This is a genomic window from Sphingopyxis sp. (genome assembly GCF_035998965.1).
Taxonomy (GTDB): Bacteria; Pseudomonadota; Alphaproteobacteria; order Sphingomonadales; family Sphingomonadaceae; genus Sphingopyxis.
In genome coordinates this window covers 22,265-40,367 of sequence record NZ_DASYHE010000089.1, presented here as the reverse complement: position 1 = coordinate 40,367, position 18,103 = coordinate 22,265, and the positions used below count along the sequence as shown (strand labels likewise).

Sequence of the window (18,103 nt, the reverse complement as noted above, 5' to 3'; positions counted from 1 at the left end):
TGTCCACATGCAAACATATCGACTGATCCGCCTTTGTCACTTTCTGGTCGATAGCTACGGACTCGACTACAGGTGAAGTCCAAGAAAGGATGCGCCGGGAACCGGGTTGAAGGAAATCGGCTCCGCCGCGACGAAACCAAGAGTCTCATACAGCTTGCGCGCGGGGACGAACTTCGCTTGCACATCGAGCCTCATTTCGCTGTAGCCCACAGTGCGAGCTTCCTCGATCAGACGTTCAGCGAGCGCGCGACCAAGATGCCGTCCCTGAGCCTGGGGACGAACATATAGTCGTTTCATCTCGCATATCTCGTGTGTGACTTGGCGCATCGCTACGCAGCCTTCGATTTCCCCCTCCCGGTCCGCAAGCAGCACGCATCCTTTGGGCGCCGCATACTTCCCAGGCAAGTTTGCAAACTCAGCGTCATTATTCTGATAGTCGAGATTGACCGGCGAATTAGCGATGAACTCACGCCAGATGCCCAGCACCGAAGCTGTGTCACGGGGTTGGTACATAGAACGGACCCAGATATACGCTAAGCGCCGACAGCAGCCAGCGTCGTCGCAAAACACCTGTTTATCGCACATCGCTGACCGCAATTTGCGATTGATGAGAGCGTTAGCGTCTGAAGCGGTGTGTCAGCCGGTTTCGTCGGTCTGCCTTTGCCACTCCGCCAGAATTATTCGCTATCTGACTCCCAAGGGCTTTCTCAATGCCCGCCACTCATGTCGATCGGGCCCTTCGGCTTTGGCGCGAACCAGATGATCGCTGCGGCGAAAGCGAAGCATATCGCGATAGCGGCGAACATGTTGAGGGTCGCTAGCATCGTACTCTGACTTTCGACCATCCCGGTCAGCATGGCTGTCGCGCTTCCATGCGACATGCCTTGTGCCGTCATCGCGTCGAGCGTGGCTTGCCCTTGCGACATCGCACCGGCCAGCTCGGTCTGATTTTCCCGCGCTGCGCCGCCCCACCCGGTCTGCACCAGCGAGGCCGCGAAGGCGCCTCCCACCGTGCGCATGAAGTTGGAGATGCCGGCGGCATCGGCCTGCTCGTCAGGGTCGACGGTGGCCATGCACAGACCCGTGACCGGGATGAAGAACATCATCAGGAACGGCCCAGTCGCGAGCATCGGCCAAGCCATCTGCGCGAAGGTCATGTCCGGCGTGAAACCCATACGCCATACCGATATCAGACCAAGCCCGAGGATTCCGACTGAAACAATCAGCCGCGCATCCATCTTTTCGGCGAACTGCCCGATCACGGGTGAGCTGAGGACCGCCAGGATGCCCATGATGCCGGTGGCATAGCCCGCCCACGTCGCTGTGTAGCCCATATTCTGCTGGAGCCAGAGCGGGATCAGCACGACCGTCGCGAAGAAGGCGCCGAATGCTACTGAATAGGTAAGCGAAGCGGCCACGAACCCGCGGTGACGGAAGACACGTAGGTTCACGATCGGATGCCTCTCGGTCAGTTCCCAGATCAGGAAAGCGACGAACCCGATCGCGGCGATGATCGCCAGCGCGCGAATCTCATTGGCGGCAAACCAGTCATGGTTGCGGCCTTCGTCGAGCATGATTTGCAGCGCTCCGACCCAGATGATCATCAGGATGAGGCCGATCACATCGATCCTTGCCTTGACGATTTCCTCGATCTGGCCCCGGAACAGATAGAGCAACCCTATTCCCCCGGCCATGGCGACCGGCACATTGATGAAGAATATCCACTCCCACCCGACATTGTCGGAGATGGTGCCGCCCAGAATAGGCCCCGCGATCGGGGCAACCGTGGTCGTCATCGCCCAGATGATCATCGCCACCGACGCCTTCTCGGGCGGAAAGATGCGCAGCAGCAGCGTCATCGAAAGCGGTATGATCGTGCCGCCGGCCAACCCCAGCAGCACGCGCGCCCCGATCAGCATGCCAAGCGTGCTGGACAGGCCGCATAGAAGCGAGAGAATTCCGAACAGGAGATAGGAGGTTATGAAGACCCGCTGCCCGCCAAAGCGACGCGAAAGCCATCCGGTGAGCGGTACGGTTATCGCTTCCGCAACCGCGTAGGAGGTGATCACCCAGGTCGCCTCCGACACGGATACGCCGAGCGAGCCCGCAATATGCGGGATCGAGACATTGGCAATGGTCGTATCCAGCACGACCAGGAAGTTGCCCATGCCGATCAAAATCGCGGCAAGGATAAGCTTGCCACCCGTCAAGGGTTGAACTGCGGTGACTCCAGATTGGCCCAGTCGGCCCCAAGCTGCGATTTTGGCCAAGTCGGAGAACGTTTTGGGAACGTGGCATTCGGTATTGACGATGGAAATCATAGAAGAGGACAGTTCGCTCCATCATAGGGAGTGGGTTGATGGATCGGAGTATTCCGGGCGGGGATTTGATCGGACGATGGAGCCTGAGCTTTGCCGATATTGATTTTGTAAATTCGAAGCCGGCCCTGACGCGCCTTGGCCTCGCCGCGCAGCTGAAATTCTTCGCTTCCCTGGGGTTTTTCGCGATCGATCCCGGCTCAATCCCTACCGATGGCCTCTCGTATCTGGCCGAGCAACTCGGTGTCGAGGCTGGCGAGATAGCCGGTTATGACTTTTCCAGTCGGACAGCACGACGGCATTGTGCGGAGATCCTGATCCATCTTGGATATCACCGCATGAAGCGGGTGGATCGCGCGCAATTGACGGAATGGATTGCTGGCGAGCTGTGCCCGGGCGGCCAGTCGATCAATGCCATGCTTGAGCATGTTTTCCTGTGGTGCCGGGACCGGCGTATTTATGGGCCGTCGCGCAAGGAGCTTGAACGTGTCGTTCGCTCACAACGGCAAGATTATCTGGACACCTGGCTGATCGGAGCCAGTGATCGGCTTTCGTCAGATGCGGTGGCGTTATTGGAAGCCTCGCTTGCCGATCCGGACAGCTCGACCGGATTCAACAGGATGAAGGGTGACGCCGGACAGGCAACGCTCGACAACATTCTCGACGTGACCGAGAAACTCGCCTTTATCCAGAGACTTGATCTTCCCCATGATCTCCTGACGGCTACGGGCAAGCCATGGGTCGATCAGATTGTTCGCCGCGTTGCCGGTGAAAAGGCCTCGGAGATGCGCCGGCATGCGCCGGCGCGACAGCTCGGCCTTTATGCGATTTATCTAATGTCGCGGGAGGCGCAACTCACTGACGCGATGATCGACCTGCTGATCGAAACCGTTCACAAGATCGGAACGCGCTCGAAACGCAAGGTGGTGGGCGATATCGCGAAAGACATCGAGCGGGTCTATGGAAAGGAGCGCCTGCTGGTCGAGATCGCCAGCGCCTCGATCAATGAACCATCGGGGCGCATCTGCGATGTCATTTTCCCGATCGCCGGTAAGGCCAAGCTGGCGGCGATCGTCAAGGAGAGCCATGCGAAGGGCGCTCTGGACCGGCGCATCTACAAGGTGATGCGTGGTTCCTGGGCCAATCATTACCGGCGCATGCTGCCAAGCCTGCTTTCCGTACTTGAGTTCCGGTCGAACAACGCGGTGTGGCGGCCGGTCCTGGCGGCCCTCGACTGGATCAGGAGCAAGGTGGATGGCGGATGCCGCTTCGTGCCATTGCAGGATGTTCCGATCGATGAGGTGATTCCAGCGCGATGGCGCAGTTCCGTCATTGATGACGATGGGCGGGTAAACCGGATCAGCTATGAGCTTTGCGTCCTGACGCAACTGCGCGACCGCATCCGCTCCAAAGAAATCTGGGTGGTCGGGGCGGATCGCTATCGCAATCCCGATGACGATCTTCCCAAGGACTTCGAGATCAGGCGAGATGCGTACTATTCCGGCCTCAGCCTGACGCCAGATGCGCAGGCGTTTTGCGCCTCGATCCGGGAGGAGCTTGAACGGGAACTGTTGCTCCTCAATGCCAATATTCCACAAAACGACAAGGTCCGGCTCCTGTGGCGCGGCGACAACCGGATATCGATTACACCGTTCAAGCCCTTGCCCGAACCGAAGGGTCTCGCTTCGATCAAAAGCGAGATCGGTCAGCGCTGGCCGATGACCGGACTGCTGGACGTGTTGAAAGAGGCTGCTCTGGACACGGGATTGATGGATGCTTTCGAAACGTCGGCCTCGCGGGTTACCCTGTCGAAAGCAGCCTTGGCTCAGCGTCTTTTGCTGTGTCTCTATGGCTTGGGCACGAACGCCGGGCTCAAGCGGGTCGCTGGCGCAACACCCGATGTCAGTTACGAGGAATTGCTGCATGTCCATCGCCGTTTCATCCACGCGCCAGCGCTGAGGGAGGCGTGCGCGCGGGTAGCAAACGCGACACTGGCAATCCGCAATGCCGCAGTATGGGGAGATGCGGGCACGGCATGCGCGTCCGATTCAACGAAGTTCGGCGCGTGGGACCGCAACCTGATGACGGAATGGCACGCCCGCTATGGCGGCCGTGGCGTCATGATCTACTGGCATGTGGAGAAGCGCGCGACCTGCGTTTATTCCCAGCTCAAGCGGTGCTCTTCCTCGGAGGTCGCCTCCATGATCGAAGGCGTGCTACGCCATTGCACCGACATGGAAATCCAGCGCCAGTACGTCGATAGCCACGGCCAGAGCGCAGTCGGCTTTGCGTTCTGCCGACTCCTTGGATTTGAGCTTGCCCCGCGGCTGAAAGCAGTGGCACGCCAGAAACTGGCCCTTCCCCAAGCCGGCATGCGCACGCGGCTTTCCAATTTACTGCCGATCCTCTCCAGCCCGATCGACTGGGACGAGATCGAGCAACAATATGACGAAATGGTCAAATATGCCGCTGCCATGCAATCGCGCACCGCCGATCCGGAAGCGATCCTGCTCCGGTTTGCCAGAGCCGAAGTGATGCACCCGACCTACAAGGCGCTGAGTGAACTCGGCCGCGCGGTCAAAACAATCTTCCTATGCCGGTATTTGCGTCAGGAGGCATTCCGCCGCGAGATCCACGAAGGGCTGAATGTGGTTGAGAACTGGAACGGCGCTAATGGTTTCGTGTTCTTCGGCAAGGGCGGCGAGATCGCCACCAACCGCATCCATGAGCAGGAAATCTCCGTTCTGGCGCTACACCTCCTGCAAGCGTCGCTGGTGTATGTGAACACCCGCATGCTTCAGACCGTACTGGTTGAGCCGAAGTGGGCGGGGCGGATGACGCCGGAAGATTATCGTGGTCTCACGCCGTTGATCTACAGTCATGTGAACCCTTATGGCCGCTTCGACCTCGACCTGAACGACCGGATTGATTTTGGACGGCTTGCAGCGTGAGGCGGCTGATCGGCCTATAACATTTGGGTACACCCCAGAGTGATAGGGCCGAGTGACACCATTCGTCTGTCACAAAAGGGTGGGTTTGCGCTCAATGTGACGATACACTGCAAGAGCCACCCTAATGTGACGGATTTTGCACTTGGCTCGTATCGGATATGCCCGCGTCAGCACCACGGACCAGGATCTGGATATCCAGATTGGCCGCCTCAAGAATGCAGGTTGCGAAATTATCCGTTCCGAGACCGGATCGGGGGCCTCGCGGAGCGGGCGCACGGAACTGGAAACGATCATGCAGTTTATGCACACCGGCGACGAGCTGGTCGTGCTGCGGCTCGACCGGCTCGGCCGCTCCACGCGCGATGTCCTGAACCTGGTGCATGAGCTTGATGAAAAGGGAGCTTCGCTGCGCATCCTTGAGCCAGAGGTGACGACGGCGGGCGACATGGGGCGAATGGTCATCACCATACTCGGCATGGTCGCCGATATGGAGCTGAAGTTCATCAAGGATCGTCAGCGCGCCGGGATCGAAGCGGCGCGCGCCGAAGGCGTTTACAAAGGCCGGAAGAAGAACGTCGATGACGATGAAATCCGCCGTCGCCTTGCCGCCGGCGCCAGCAAGGCCCGCGTTGCCCGCGACCTGAAGGTCTCACGAATGACCGTCTATCGGGCGCTCGACATTATTCCGTCAAAGACCAAACTGCCGGAAAAGCCGCCCACTGCCAGCATCGCCCTGCATCTGATTATCGAGAACTTCAACAAGCGTGGAAGAGGTAGAAAACCCGCTCGGGAGCGGATTGAGGCGATGCTGGAACGCGACTACGCCATGGTAAAAAACGGCAATTGTGATTACAAACTGACCGTCGCCTATGACCCCGATCCGGATGGCATTTCCCTTGATGAGGAAATCCAAAGCCTCCTCTCCGAGATGTTCAACATCGCAGAGAGCTACAATTGCTCCATGGAAGCCGATATCTACGAGGTCGGTGGTCAGCAACGGTCCTGGTAGAATCAATCAAGCGTTCAGTGTTCGTTCTTCAACCTGGCCAAAATCGCAGCTTCGGGCCGACTGGGCCAAGTTCCACTGGAAGCCCCGACTTGGGATTCAGTCTACCATTTGGGACGAAGCGCTGAAGCTCCAGGCGGCGGACAATGACTATCAGCGCCGCGACCTGTTCGAGGCGATCGACGCCGGCGATTTCCCGCAATGGGATCTGGGTATCCAATTGTTCGACGAGGCGTTTGCCGAGGCGCAACCCTATGACGTGCTCGACGCGACCAAGCTCATCCCGGAAGAGGATGTGCCCGTGCGCCTGATCGGCACACTGACGCTCAACCGCAATGTCGACAATTTCTTCGCCGAAACCGAGCAGGTCGCATTCCTGCCCTCGAATGTTCCGCCAGGCATCGATTTTTCGAATGATCCGCTGCTTCAGGGCCGGCTCTTCTCCTATCTGGATACGCAAAATTCACGTCTCGGCACCACCAACTTCCATCAGATCCCGGTAAACGCACCGCGCTGTCCGTTCGGCAATTTCCAGCGGGACGGAAAAATGCAGACGATGGTGCCCAAGGGCCGTGCCAATTATGAACCCAACAGCCTGGCGGCGCATGGCGAGGAAGGTGGACCGCGCGAAAGCCCGGACGTCGGCTTTGTAACGGCAAACGCCGCCACTGGCCCTGAAGAGAGCGGCGACAAGCTGCGCGTGCGGGCGGAAACCTTCGCCGATCATTACAGTCAGGCGCGTTTATTCTACCGTTCACAGACGATCAGTGAACAAGCCCATATCGCCTCGTCCTTCGTGTTCGAACTCTCGAAGGTGGCACAGCTCGATCAGGTGCCCGGCCGGATGGTGGCCAATCTACGCAATGTGGACGAAGACCTGGCGAGCCGGGTTGCGGACGGCTTAGCGATCGATCTGCCGAAAAAGACGCCCGCCGCCAAGGAGCCGATCGACATGCCGCCTTCGGACGCACTTTCGATCCATAAGAATATGCTGGCGACGCTTGAGGGGCGCAAAGTCGGCATTCTGATCGCGGACGGCAGCGATGCGGACGAACTGGCAGCAATCGTCACGGCAGTAGAAAAAGCCAAGGGCAAGGCTGTGATCGTCGCGCCCAAAGTCGGTGGCGCAAAGCTCTCCAACGGCAAGCAGCAGAAGGCCGATGGTCAGCTGGCAGGATCGCCGAGTCAGATTTTCGATGCCGTGGCGATCATAGTGTCGCAGGAGGGCTGCGCGACGCTGCTGAACGAAGGCGCGGCGGTCGAATTTGTGATGAACGCCTTTGGCCATCTCAAGGCGATTGGCGCGAATGAGACAGCGCAGCCCTTGCTCGACAAGGCCGGCGTGGTGCCCGACGCGGGCGTCACGGGGGTCGATGCAGCGTTCGTCAAGGCGGCGGCTCTCCGCTTCTATGACCGCGAACCATCGCTGCGTATGCTGGCTTGAGAGAAGACATGATGAGCGATCAGTTTAACGCCTGGTCGCTCATGTCTTTTAGCCGGGCTAAATGCAGTTGTCGCCTACCTGATATCCTGTTCCACCTGTTGCAGGATCTTGGGCTTTGCCCGGGCCGATTTCAGATTCAGTGCACGAAATTGTGCCACTAGTCGCGTCGGTTCGATCTCGATGCGGACGTAGCCGCTATGGTTCAGGTCATGAAAGCGGATGTGGGGGTTATTTGCGCGAACCTCGCCGAAGCGGCCGGCTGGCGGCGATTGGGCAGCAAGGGCGGAGGTGACGATTTCGGTCGCCACTGGCGGGGTGCCATCCGCCCGATGCAGATCATTCAGCCAAAAACTGTGGACGTCGCCGCTTAGAATTAGGGGATTGCGGACATTGGGGCGGGCGAGCTGATCCAGCAGCCGTGAGCGGCCTGCGACATAGCCGTCCCACTGGTCGCTATAGACAGCGTCACCCCCGCCATCGAGCGCCAGCGGCGCAAAAAACACGCCCTGCGCCAATAAAGTCCAAGGGCGCCGCTCTTGGGAAAGGCGCTGAGCCAGCCATGCCTCCTGCGCCTGTCCCAGCATGGTCCGATCGGGCGCCAACCGTTCGGCGCAATGATCGAGCCGGACGTTGCGGGCTACCGACGGCGCCGCGCATGGCGGGTTGGACCGGAATTGGCGCGTGTCGAGCATGGAAAGCGATGCCAGTTCGCCCCAGTCCACCCCACGATAGAGGCGCGGGCTGGCCATGGAGCGCCACAGGCTGGGGCGGATCGGCATATGTTCGAAATAGGCCTGATAGGCCGCCGCTCGCCGCGCCGCGAAAATTTCGGGAGGTAGCCCCTCTCGATTGGCGAGCGCGGCATAATCGTTCAGCACCTCATGATCGTCCCATGTGACGAGCCAGGGCACGCGCCGGTGCGCTTCCTGCAAATCCGGATCGGTGCGATAGAGGGCGTAGCGGGCGCGGTACCCATCCAGATCGCGTGGTTCGGGCGCGCCGAAATCGCGGACCTTGGGCTGGTCGGGATAGGATGTTTCGTAAATATAGTCGCCGACCTGCACGATCAGGTCGGGATCGCCCGCCAGCATGTCGCGATAGGCGCCGAACCATCCCAATTCCCAATGCTGGCAGGATGTGAGCGCCAGCCGCAACCGGTTGGTGCGGTCCGGCACGGTTGCGGTACGCCCGACCGGGCTGGTCGCGCCAAGCGCATGGAAGCGATAATGATAGGGGCGCCCCGGTCGTAGTCCGGTCAGTTCGAGATGGATGCTGTGCGCCGCCTCGGGATGCGCGTTCAATGCGCCGGTCCGGACGATGTTGCGAAATCCTTCATCCTCGGCGACCTCGTAACGGACCGGGATCGATCCGGCCCGAAGAGGGTGGGCGTCGGGGCCGACGAGGCGCGTCCACAAAACGAAGCCGTCGCGGGATGGATCGCCGCTGGCGACGCCGAGCGCAAAGGGGTCGGCCTGCGCAGTGAAGGGTGCGGCGAGCACCCGGAGCGGCGTGGCGCCAAGCGCGACCATGGCGCCCAGCACGGCGCGGCGATGCCAGGGAGAGGCTTGCATCGGGCGGCCCTATCGGCGGCGTTTGACAGTAATGCGACAGCGACCCCCGACGAATGTGGATATTGTCCCGATATTGTCATGCCGACTGACTAACCGCCCCGCTCATCTGAAGGGGGAAGCCGCCGTGACCTGGTTGAGGGATGTAGACCGCTGGTTCATTGATGAGATATTGCCGCACCGGGTCGCTTTCCGGCGGCAGGCGGCTCGGCTGGTCCCCACGGCCGAGGCCGAGGATCTGGTGCAGGAGGCCTATGCCCGCGCGATCAATGCGTCGCATCATCGCGAGATCGTCAATCCCCGCAGCTTCGTCCTCACCATCATCCGCAATCTGGCGCATGAACGTCATCGTCGCGCCACCGTCGTGCGGTTCGAGCATCTGGCCGATATGGAAGCGATGGAAATTGCCGATAGCGCGCCGGATCAATTTGCAGTGCTATCGGGCAATATGGAGCTGGCACGGCTGATCGCGCTGATGGAGCAATTGCCGCCACAGGCGCGCGCGGTGGTGAAGATGCGGCGGATCGAAGGATTATTGCCGGGCGATATAGCGGTGCGGATGGGTTTGTCGGTCTCTACTGTAGAGAAGCATCTTGCCAAAGGGCTGGCCATTCTTGCCTATGCGATGCAGGAAGCGCCACCGCAGGAAGAAAGGGCCCCGTTTTCGCGCTTATGGCAACGCCACCGACACCAGAGAAAATGATGGAGGAAGCCGCCGGCTGGCTGGCGGCGCTCGATGCAGGCTCGGTCACGCCGCAGGCTTTCGAACAATGGCGTGCGGCCGATCCCCGCCATGCCATCGCCTTTGCCCAGGTGGCTCATGCCTTCGAGCAGGTGGAGCGTCTACGCGCGGTCGAGGACCGTCCGGCCGAACCGGCGCCCACCGCCATCAACCGCCGTGGGATGTTGCGTGCCGGCGTCTTGGCCGGTGGTGCGTCGGTCGCCGGCGCGCTGCTGGCGGTACGCGCCACTGCGCGCGAACATGCCAAAACGGCGATAGGTGAACGGCGCGCGCTGGTGCTGGACGATGGCACCCGGATCGAACTTAATACAGGCACGCGGATCAGTTGGCGGATCGACAAGGGGGAAAGCCGCATCTGGTTGGAGCGTGGCGAGATCGGCCTTACGGTTCCGGCTTCGCTGCGCGGCAAGCTGACATTGGAGGCAGGAAGCGCACGATTCACACTCGGCACCGGCAGCTTCAATGCGCGACAGCAACCTGAATCCTTCGACTTTCTCGTGCTGAATGGCATGGCCGATAGCGTACGGGGCGATGGGCTTACAGCAGGGGCGATGGCGCGCGTGATCGGCCAGAACGTGGCTATCGGACCGGCCGACCCGGTAACGCTGGACCGGGCGCGCAGCTGGAAAGATGGTCAACTGGTGTTCGAAGGCGAGAGCCTCGACTTCGTCGTGGCCGAATTTAATCGCTATCTCGACCCCAGGATCGTCATCGCCGATCCGGCGCTGTCGCGCATTCGGCTGGGGGGGCGTTTTACGACCACCAACCCCAATGATCTGCTGACCGCATTGCATGCGTCGTTCGGCATCCGATCGCAGCGCAGCGAAAATGGAGCCATTACCCTCACGGCCGGCTGATAATTTTTTTGCAGCTGCGATAGAGGTCGTGCCGCGCCCACCCATCCCATCCTCCGAGAGACGCTTCCATCGGAGGGCAATAATGAGTTTTCATGTCGTCGCACTACCCTTGATCCTCGCCGCGGCGCCCGCCAGTGCCGCGAGCGATCGCGCTATCGCCTTCAACATCCCGGCGCAGAATATGGCGACGTCGCTGAACGAGTTCGGTCGGCAGGCCGGCGTGCAGATGGTCTTCCCCTATGACGCCATCGCCGGTCGCCGCTCGATCGCGCTCAAGGGGCGCTTTTCCCGTGCCGAGGCGCTGCGCCGCCTGATCGCCGGACGAGGCGTGGCCATTTCCTACGAGGGCGCGGCGATGATCTCGCTCGCCGTCGCCAAGGCGCCGACCGAATTGTCGGCTGCCGAAGCGGGGGCGGGCGTTGCGGGTGGCGGTGACATCATCGTCACCGCGCAAAAGCGGGTCGAAGACCTGTCGAAAGTACCGCAGGCGATCACCGTCGTTTCGGGCGTGGAAGCGGCAGAACGCAAGATTACCGATTTCGCCAGTCTGGTCGATGAAGTACCGGGCCTGTCGATCAACTACAGCACGGGCGGCGAAAGCTATGGCCTGCTGACCATCCGCGGGATCGGCGGCGCCGACGACTACAAGCCCAATGGCAGCCCGTCGGTCGCCCTTCATGTGGACGGCGTCTATCAAAGCTCCAACGCCTATCTCGGCATGCCTCTGTTCGATCTGGAGCGGATCGAGGTGCTGCGTGGGCCGCAGGGCACTCTCTATGGCCGCAACACCACGGCCGGCGTCGTCAACGCGATCACGCGCGGCGGCCGCGACACGTTCGACGGCTATGCCGATGTGCGTTATGGCAGCTATGACAGCCTGCGCGCGGAAGCGGCGATCGGCGGTCCGGTCAGCGACAATATGCGCGTGCGACTGGCAGTGATGACCGATCAGGGCGGCGGCTTCATGAACGGGAAGGGCGCGGGCGATCTGGCGGGCGCGCAACTGAGCGTCGGCGGCGTGGTCCAGAGACAGGTGCCTGCGATCAACGATCCGGGCGCACGCAAGGGCTTTGGCGACAAGGATCTGTTCGCCGCGCGCGGTACGGTGGATATCGATTTCGGTCCAGATACCAGTCTGACGCTGAAGGCCTTTGCCAGTCGCGACCGTGGCGATGCCCGTCAATATGACCGCATCAGCGCAGCGGAGGACAGCAGTGTTCTCAATGCCGGCGAAGATAAAGACCCCTACAGCTTCTATTCGCGGGCCTATTTTCAGCAACGGATCGACATCAAAGGCGCGTCCGCACAATTTTCGCACCTGCTGAACGATGCCACCCGCTTCGACATGGTCGCCGGCTGGCAGTCGAGCCAGCGCAATATCGGCGGCAATGGCGATGGCACGCCCTATCCCCAATATGAATATCTGTTCGATGAAGATCTGAGCCAGGCATCGCTCGAAATGCGCCTGCGCAACGAGCAGCAGGGGCGTTTCAACTGGTTGATCGGCGGCTTCTACATGAGCGACAAGATCGACTATCAGAGCCAATGGACCAGCTGGGCCGCGCGGACCATATATCATAATGTCCATAATCAGCGCCGCCGTAGCGCCGCGCTGTTCGGTCAGGCTGATTATGAGTTGTTGCCCAAGATCAAGCTGACGCTGGGCCTGCGCTATACCAAGGACGATGTGGATTCGCAGGGCCGCAACATCGACGATAACCCTTGGGGCATATCCAATTACGCCACATTTTTCGCGACGACGCCCAATTTTCAGTGGGACAAGCAGTTCAAGGATGACGACCTGTCCGGCCGTGCTGCCGCGCAGTGGTTCATCACCGACGATTTGAATGTCTTCGCGTCGGTCGCGCGCGGCTATCGTTCGGGCGGCTTTGATGGCACGTCGATCATGACGCTGGCCGAGACGGAGCCGTTCCAGTCCGAGACGGTCTGGGCTTATGAAGCGGGCGTGCGTTATTATAAAGGGCCGATCCGTCTGTCGCTTGACGCCTTCGCCAATGATTTCGACAATCTTCAGGCGACGACGCGCCTCGACAATGACACCAACGGCCGCACTAATGTCGGTAAGGCCAAGACCCGCGGCTTCGAAGCCGCACTGGACGTCAACCTGCTGAACAGCGGCGGGCACAAACTCGATTTCGACGCATCGGGCACCTATCTCTATTCGAAGATCACCGAGTTTAATTCCAACCGCATCGCCGATGTGACCGCGACTGTCGGCGATCCGCTGCCCGGTGCGCCGAAATGGACCGGTCGGGTCGGCCTCGTCCACAGCTACAGATTCGGTGATGGCTGGGTGCTAAAGAGCCGCGCCAACATCTTCCATCATGGCAAGGAATCGAACCGCCTGAACGCGGTCGTCGGCAACACCTCGCCGGCTTACACGCTGCTCAATGCCCGGATCGAGCTGGAATCGCCGCATGGCTGGTCGATCTATGCCATGGGCCGAAACATCACGGACGAAGTCTATTATCCCGAAATGAACGGCGCGTCGCGTATGGTCGGTGCGCCCGCCACCTATGCGATGGGCGTTCGCATGAGCTTCTAAAAACCGGCCGAAGGTGGCTCCGCTTATGCGGGGCCTCCAGCCTTCGGGTCGCCCGGTGAGGCGCCATCTGCCAATGCCTTGGCAGGTGGCGCCTTGTCATTATGGCGCATTTGTCCTGACGGGTAGAAGAGATCGGTCGATATCGGCAGCCAAACGGGCCGGAGGTAGCGCTAGGTGACGAGGCGGCTTCATTGCCGACGCCTATCCATCACCGTGGCAGCTTCAGATGGCATGGATCACCGCAGGCTGAAAGCGACGAGGATCGTCAGCTCGACGACATCAGGCTCTCGGCGGGAATTGCCGGCAGGGGCTGGGCACGTATGAGCATATCGAGTGCGGCCTGATCCAGGTCGAAAGATCACGATTCCCCGACGATAGCAGAGGATGGCACCATGCGGACGCGGTTCACGCCGAAGCATATATGGGCGGTGCCCTGCTGACGAATTGCACGGGCGCGGGCCGGGTTCCAGATGCACTAGGATCAGGCTTTCCCAATCAGGCCTGACGTGACTGGAAAGCCGATCGACGTTGGGAGCAACTGCGCGCGCCGGCTCGGGTGGCGCAACCAACGGCTGCAATTCGACCACAAGCGGCGCGAAGATCCGAAACTGCGATCGGGCTTGCAGATGGTCAAGAGAAGTGGACTTGCTGTGGCTGGCCAGTCCAGATGGCGATCAAATGACCGGTAGAGGTGAATTTGGAATAGGCAGTTTTTATTCTCTCTATCCTAGGAAATCGCACGCCGTCCCAAAGCCGGATCGTCTGTGAAGATCGCATCGACACCCGTTGCAAGATAGCGCTGCATCTCTGCAATGCTGCCTTCTTCGTTGCGCGCGGAAACGCCTTTGTCGCTGCGAAAATCGGCGGCCAGGAACTGATTTTCCGGGCGGAAGGTCCAGATGCTGACGAGAAGGCCCGCCGCATGTGCGGCATCGACGAGCCCCGTGGGTTTTGTCAGGCGCTGATCCTCGTCCACAGGAATGATCATCCGGACATGGGGCGCAAGATAATCTGCATAGCTGGCGATTTCGGAAAGACCTGCGGGCGTCAGCATATCGCGATAGAAGCGCTTGTTGCCCGCCGCCTGCACATCGGCCGGCATCTGGGCCGGGTCGCCGATCAACTGGGCCAGCTGGATGTTGGGATAGGCGCCGATCCTGCCGCGCAACGCGCGTAGATTAGCGACCTCGAACGACTGGATGGCGAACGGCGCGCGTTGCAGATAGGCGCTCTTGCCGATGATATCGATCAGCCGCTGCTCCTGTTGCAGGCCGATGCCTGCGAAATAGGTGGAATGCTTGATCTCCGGGATCAGGCCGATGGTCCGGCCGCGCGCGGCGGATTCGGCCGCCACGAAATCGGCGATTTCCTCCATCGACACGATCTGGAATGCGCCGTCATAGGATTGGCTTTCGGGCCGTATGGCGCCCAGCCGCTCTTTCGCGCGTAACGTCTTGAGTTCCGCGAAGGTGAAATCCTCCGTGAACCAACCTTCCTGTCGCTCGCCGTCGATCGTTTTGACCGTCTTGCGCGCGGCAAAATCGGCCCGGGCGGCAACGTCGCTGGTTTCCGCGATATTATTCTCGTGCCGCGCGACCAGCACGCCGTCCTTCGTAGCGACCAGGTCAGGCTCGACATAGTCGGCCCCGTCTTGGATCGCCTTGGCATAGGCGGCAAGCGTATGTTCTGGGCGCAGCGCCGATGCGCCGCGATGGGCGATGAGCAGCGGCGGACCCTTGCGACGGGCAGGGGCGGCGATCGCTGCCCCCACATCCGTCGCAAATGCGGCGGTCAGGCCGGCACCCGCCTGAAGCAGCGAACGGCGGGATACCGACCTGTCCTGCATCAGTAGTTCACCGACAATGTGGCGAACCACTGGCGCGGCGGGATTGGGTAGACATTGTAATTGTTGGTGTTCGCACTCGCCTGCACCGTCGATGCACCCGTCGTGTCGAACAGGTTGGTGACGTTCAGGCTGATCTCCGCCTTTTGCAGGCCGACCATGCTGGCGGGCAGGCGATAAGCGATCCGGGCGCTGGCCTGGAACACCGACTTGACCGATGCATCGTTGGTGAAGGTGGTGACACGGCGGCCGACATAGTCGCCGATCATCTGGGCATCGAAATCGCCGAGCGTCAGCGTCGCAACCGTCTTGTTCATCCACTTCGGGCTGACAGGGATCAGCTTGCCGCCGGTGGGCACGACGCCGCCCACGGTCGCGATGCCGCCGATCCGCGTGCCAGTCGCGGCGCCAGTGATAGTGCTATAGTCGCTGTCGTAGATGGAGCGGTTGTAGGACACGGCGTTGTAGAGCGAGAAGACCTGCCCGAAGCGCAGCGTCAGCGCCGCGTCGATACCGTCCGTCTTCACGCCGCCGACGTTGAACACGGCGGGTGTGCCGCCGCTGATGCCACTGCCGCCGATGCCGCCGATCGCGCCGGGAGGCGTGATGCCAAGCAGGCGATCGCTGAAATCGACATGATAATAGTTCACCTGCGCTTCGATCCCGGTCAGGAACGAACTGTCGATGGTCCGGCGGCTGCGTAGGCCGATTTCATAGACCCAGGAGGTTTCGGGGCGGCCATTGAACTTCAGATTGTCGAATGCCGCCTGGCTGCCGCTGCTCCACGGCGTGACGCCGCCGCCGCCATAAGGCTGGAAGTGGCGCAGGTTCTTCTGCACGTTGACATAGACCTGCTCGCTGTCGGTGAAGTCCCACTTCGCGCCGATCGCGGGCAGGAACCAGCGCTTGGTGTTGATCTCGCCTTCGGGCAGGGCGCTTGCCGAACCAGGCAGCGATCCGATGATCGGCTGGACCGGGAAGGTGCCGCTGGCAAATTGCAGGCTGGACTTGAAACCGCCCTGGACCAGCAGGCTGGGCGTGACCTGCCAGCTGTCCTGCACATGAAGTTGCAGAACATTGGTGCGCATCTCGCTGGCATATTGGGTGAACAGCGGATCATGCGGCGGCAGCGAATAGGGGTTGTAGTCCTGCGGCCGGGTCACATTGAGCGCATACCAGTTCCGATAGGCGGCCGAGCTGTTATATTCGTACCACGCACCAAGCTGAATCTGATGGTTGCCCAACGTCGCGTCGATCGAGGACAGGATGCCGCCGCGATCGATGCGATATTCGGTGGTACGGATCGCATAGCCCGAATTGCCGGTGGCCGTCTTCAGATTCTGGCCGGGGAAATAGAGCGAGAACAGGTTGGGCAGGCCCGCGACCGTGATCGGTCCGGCGACGATGCCCGCGCCGTCATTATTATGATAATATACCTGGTTCGACCAGTCGACTTGGTCGGACAGATGGGCCTGATATTTGATGTAGCCCAGATAATCGGTCCGGATCGCGGCGCTGTAATAGTTGCGATAATTCTGCGCCTCGGCGGCCGGCACATTGCCGCTGGCGTTCAGATAAGCGACCGCGCCGGCGAAATCGGGGTAGAAGAAGGGGCGGGTATAGGGCTGATAGGCCTGCGCCGCATTGGTAGGGTTCTTGAAGACGGTGGTCGCGTCCTCATTGGGTTCCTGCTTGTCGGAATAGCTGAAATAGGCGGTCAGCTTGCCATTGCTGTCGTCATGGACGAATTTGGCGTTGGCGGCCCAGCCCTTCTGCTTGCCGCGGAAATCCCAGGCGCGCGCACGATGGCGCAGGACCGAGACATAGCCGCTATTGCCGTCGCCAAACTCGCCGCTGTCGAGGCGAACGAATGTGCGGGCCGTCCCGTAGCTGCCGAAAGTGTGGTTCAACTGTGCGCCCATCTGCTGGCGCGGATCGCTGGAGAAATTCTCGATCCCGCCGCCCAGGTTGCTGGTCGACGCGATGCCCAGTTCCGCGGTGCCGGTGGCGACAACGACGCTGCCGACATTTTCGGAGATGATAGCGCGCTGCGGAGAGAGGCCGTTGAAATTGCCGTAGCTCTGATCGCCCAGCGGCACGCCGTCCAGGGTATGGCCCAACTGCTGAGCGCTGAAGCCATGGATGAAGAGCGAGGCGTTCTGCTCGTTGTTGCCCCACGGATCGGCAGTCACATACATGACACCCGGCAGGGTCTGGATCGCCTTGAACGGCGCAACGCCCGGCAGGATCTTCTGGATTTCGGTTGTGGTAATGGCGGTCGCAGAGCGTGTAGCCTTAACACCGGTCACGACGATGGACGTTGCCTCGCCATCGACCTGCGCCGCTTGGTCTGCTGCGGGCGTGGGCGTCTGCGAAAAAGCGGGCGCGCTTACTACCAGAGCGAGCAGGCCGGCACTGCCTAGCAGGCAGGCGCGCGAACGCGTGTGCAAAATATTCATGACCCAATATCCCCAAAGCAGCGCGCAATTTCGCACTTGCAGCATCGCGTTAAATGGAGCGAGTTGCGATTTCCGGTCCGTTTCGGGTCGATTTGATGACATTTGGGCGGCGGACATGTTGCATTGCGTCCTGACGCTTATGATGGCGGTCAAGGTGCGGTGTAGGTCCGAATTTCGGCGAGAGATATCAGGCGTGGCTGTGTATTGGTCCGTCTGCGCTCAGTAAGTAGCCCAAGCTTTTCGGTAAGGGGAAAGTTCGCAGGCGAGCATCGGGCATTGTGCAGCAAATGACGATAGTGGGTTGGGCTCAGAGACTATTTTCTCCCGAGCCGATAGTTGTTGTGCCCGG

The 18,103-nt window shown here is 60.7% G+C and carries 10 protein-coding genes and 1 pseudogene; 6 read left to right on the top strand and 5 right to left on the bottom strand.

Annotation, left to right across the window (positions count from 1 at the left end; all coding sequences use genetic code 11):
- Positions 1-66: 66 nt before the first annotated feature.
- Both VGN68_RS15755 and VGN68_RS15750 read right to left on the bottom strand, forming a co-directional pair.
- Entirely contained in the window at positions 67-513 is a 447-nt protein-coding gene (locus VGN68_RS15755; RefSeq protein WP_327477813.1) for a GNAT family N-acetyltransferase, read from the bottom strand.
- A gap of 194 nt (positions 514-707) precedes the next feature.
- Positions 708-2,210, bottom strand: a complete 1,503-nt coding sequence (locus VGN68_RS15750; protein WP_327477811.1) for a DHA2 family efflux MFS transporter permease subunit — start codon at positions 2,208-2,210, stop codon at positions 708-710.
- Between the two features lie 149 nt (positions 2,211-2,359).
- On the opposite strand from VGN68_RS15750, the gene VGN68_RS15745 reads away from it, so the two are divergent.
- The 3 genes and pseudogenes from VGN68_RS15745 to VGN68_RS15735 all read left to right on the top strand — a co-directional run.
- On the top strand, positions 2,360-5,269 hold the full coding sequence (locus VGN68_RS15745; protein ID WP_021224283.1) for a Tn3 family transposase: 2,910 nt from the start codon (positions 2,360-2,362) through the stop codon (positions 5,267-5,269).
- A gap of 142 nt (positions 5,270-5,411) precedes the next feature.
- The gene (locus tag VGN68_RS15740; protein ID WP_004212898.1) at positions 5,412-6,278 is read left to right on the top strand and encodes a recombinase family protein; all 867 of its coding nucleotides are present in this window, start codon (positions 5,412-5,414) and stop codon (positions 6,276-6,278) included.
- 7 nt (positions 6,279-6,285) lie between these two features.
- Positions 6,286-7,719: pseudogene (locus VGN68_RS15735) on the top strand (catalase); the annotation flags it as partial.
- A gap of 74 nt (positions 7,720-7,793) precedes the next feature.
- Here VGN68_RS15735 and VGN68_RS15730 read toward each other — a convergent pair.
- Positions 7,794-9,290, bottom strand: a complete 1,497-nt coding sequence (locus tag VGN68_RS15730) for an alkaline phosphatase D family protein (RefSeq protein WP_037472268.1) — start codon at positions 9,288-9,290, stop codon at positions 7,794-7,796.
- Between the two features lie 124 nt (positions 9,291-9,414).
- On the opposite strand from VGN68_RS15730, the gene VGN68_RS15725 reads away from it, so the two are divergent.
- The 3 genes from VGN68_RS15725 to VGN68_RS15715 all read left to right on the top strand — a co-directional run bounded on the left by VGN68_RS15725 (position 9,415) and on the right by VGN68_RS15715 (position 13,452).
- Entirely contained in the window at positions 9,415-9,990 is a 576-nt protein-coding gene (locus VGN68_RS15725) for an RNA polymerase sigma factor (RefSeq protein WP_004212904.1), read from the top strand.
- The gene (locus VGN68_RS15720) at positions 9,990-10,886 is read left to right on the top strand and encodes a FecR family protein (protein ID WP_004212906.1); all 897 of its coding nucleotides are present in this window, start codon (positions 9,990-9,992) and stop codon (positions 10,884-10,886) included. The genes VGN68_RS15725 and VGN68_RS15720 overlap by 1 nt, the downstream gene beginning before the upstream one ends.
- Positions 10,887-10,968: 82 nt before the next feature.
- A complete protein-coding gene (locus VGN68_RS15715) occupies positions 10,969-13,452 on the top strand; it encodes a TonB-dependent receptor domain-containing protein (RefSeq protein WP_004212907.1) in 2,484 nt (827 codons plus the stop codon).
- A gap of 727 nt (positions 13,453-14,179) precedes the next feature.
- Here the strand turns inward: VGN68_RS15715 and VGN68_RS15710 are convergent.
- Together VGN68_RS15710 and VGN68_RS15705 are read right to left on the bottom strand one after the other, a co-directional pair.
- The gene (locus tag VGN68_RS15710) at positions 14,180-15,298 is read right to left on the bottom strand and encodes a glycerophosphodiester phosphodiesterase (protein WP_004212909.1); all 1,119 of its coding nucleotides are present in this window, start codon (positions 15,296-15,298) and stop codon (positions 14,180-14,182) included.
- Entirely contained in the window at positions 15,298-17,754 is a 2,457-nt protein-coding gene (locus VGN68_RS15705) for a TonB-dependent receptor (RefSeq protein ID WP_004212911.1), read from the bottom strand. The genes VGN68_RS15710 and VGN68_RS15705 overlap by 1 nt, the downstream gene beginning before the upstream one ends.
- Positions 17,755-18,103 lie beyond the last annotated feature (349 nt).

Excerpts from the sequence above, each read along its gene's own strand:
- VGN68_RS15755 (WP_327477813.1), bottom strand. The coding sequence starts at position 513 with ATGTACCAACCCCGTGACACAGCTTCGGTGCTGGGCATCTGGCGTGAG.
- VGN68_RS15745 (WP_021224283.1), top strand. The coding sequence starts at position 2,360 with ATGGATCGGAGTATTCCGGGCGGGGATTTGATCGGACGATGGAGCCTG.
- VGN68_RS15730 (WP_037472268.1), bottom strand. The coding sequence starts at position 9,290 with ATGCAAGCCTCTCCCTGGCATCGCCGCGCCGTGCTGGGCGCCATGGTC.
- VGN68_RS15720 (WP_004212906.1), top strand. The coding sequence starts at position 9,990 with ATGGAGGAAGCCGCCGGCTGGCTGGCGGCGCTCGATGCAGGCTCGGTC.
- VGN68_RS15715 (WP_004212907.1), top strand. The coding sequence starts at position 10,969 with ATGAGTTTTCATGTCGTCGCACTACCCTTGATCCTCGCCGCGGCGCCC.
- VGN68_RS15710 (WP_004212909.1), bottom strand. The coding sequence starts at position 15,298 with ATGCAGGACAGGTCGGTATCCCGCCGTTCGCTGCTTCAGGCGGGTGCC.
- VGN68_RS15705 (WP_004212911.1), bottom strand. The coding sequence starts at position 17,754 with ATGAATATTTTGCACACGCGTTCGCGCGCCTGCCTGCTAGGCAGTGCC.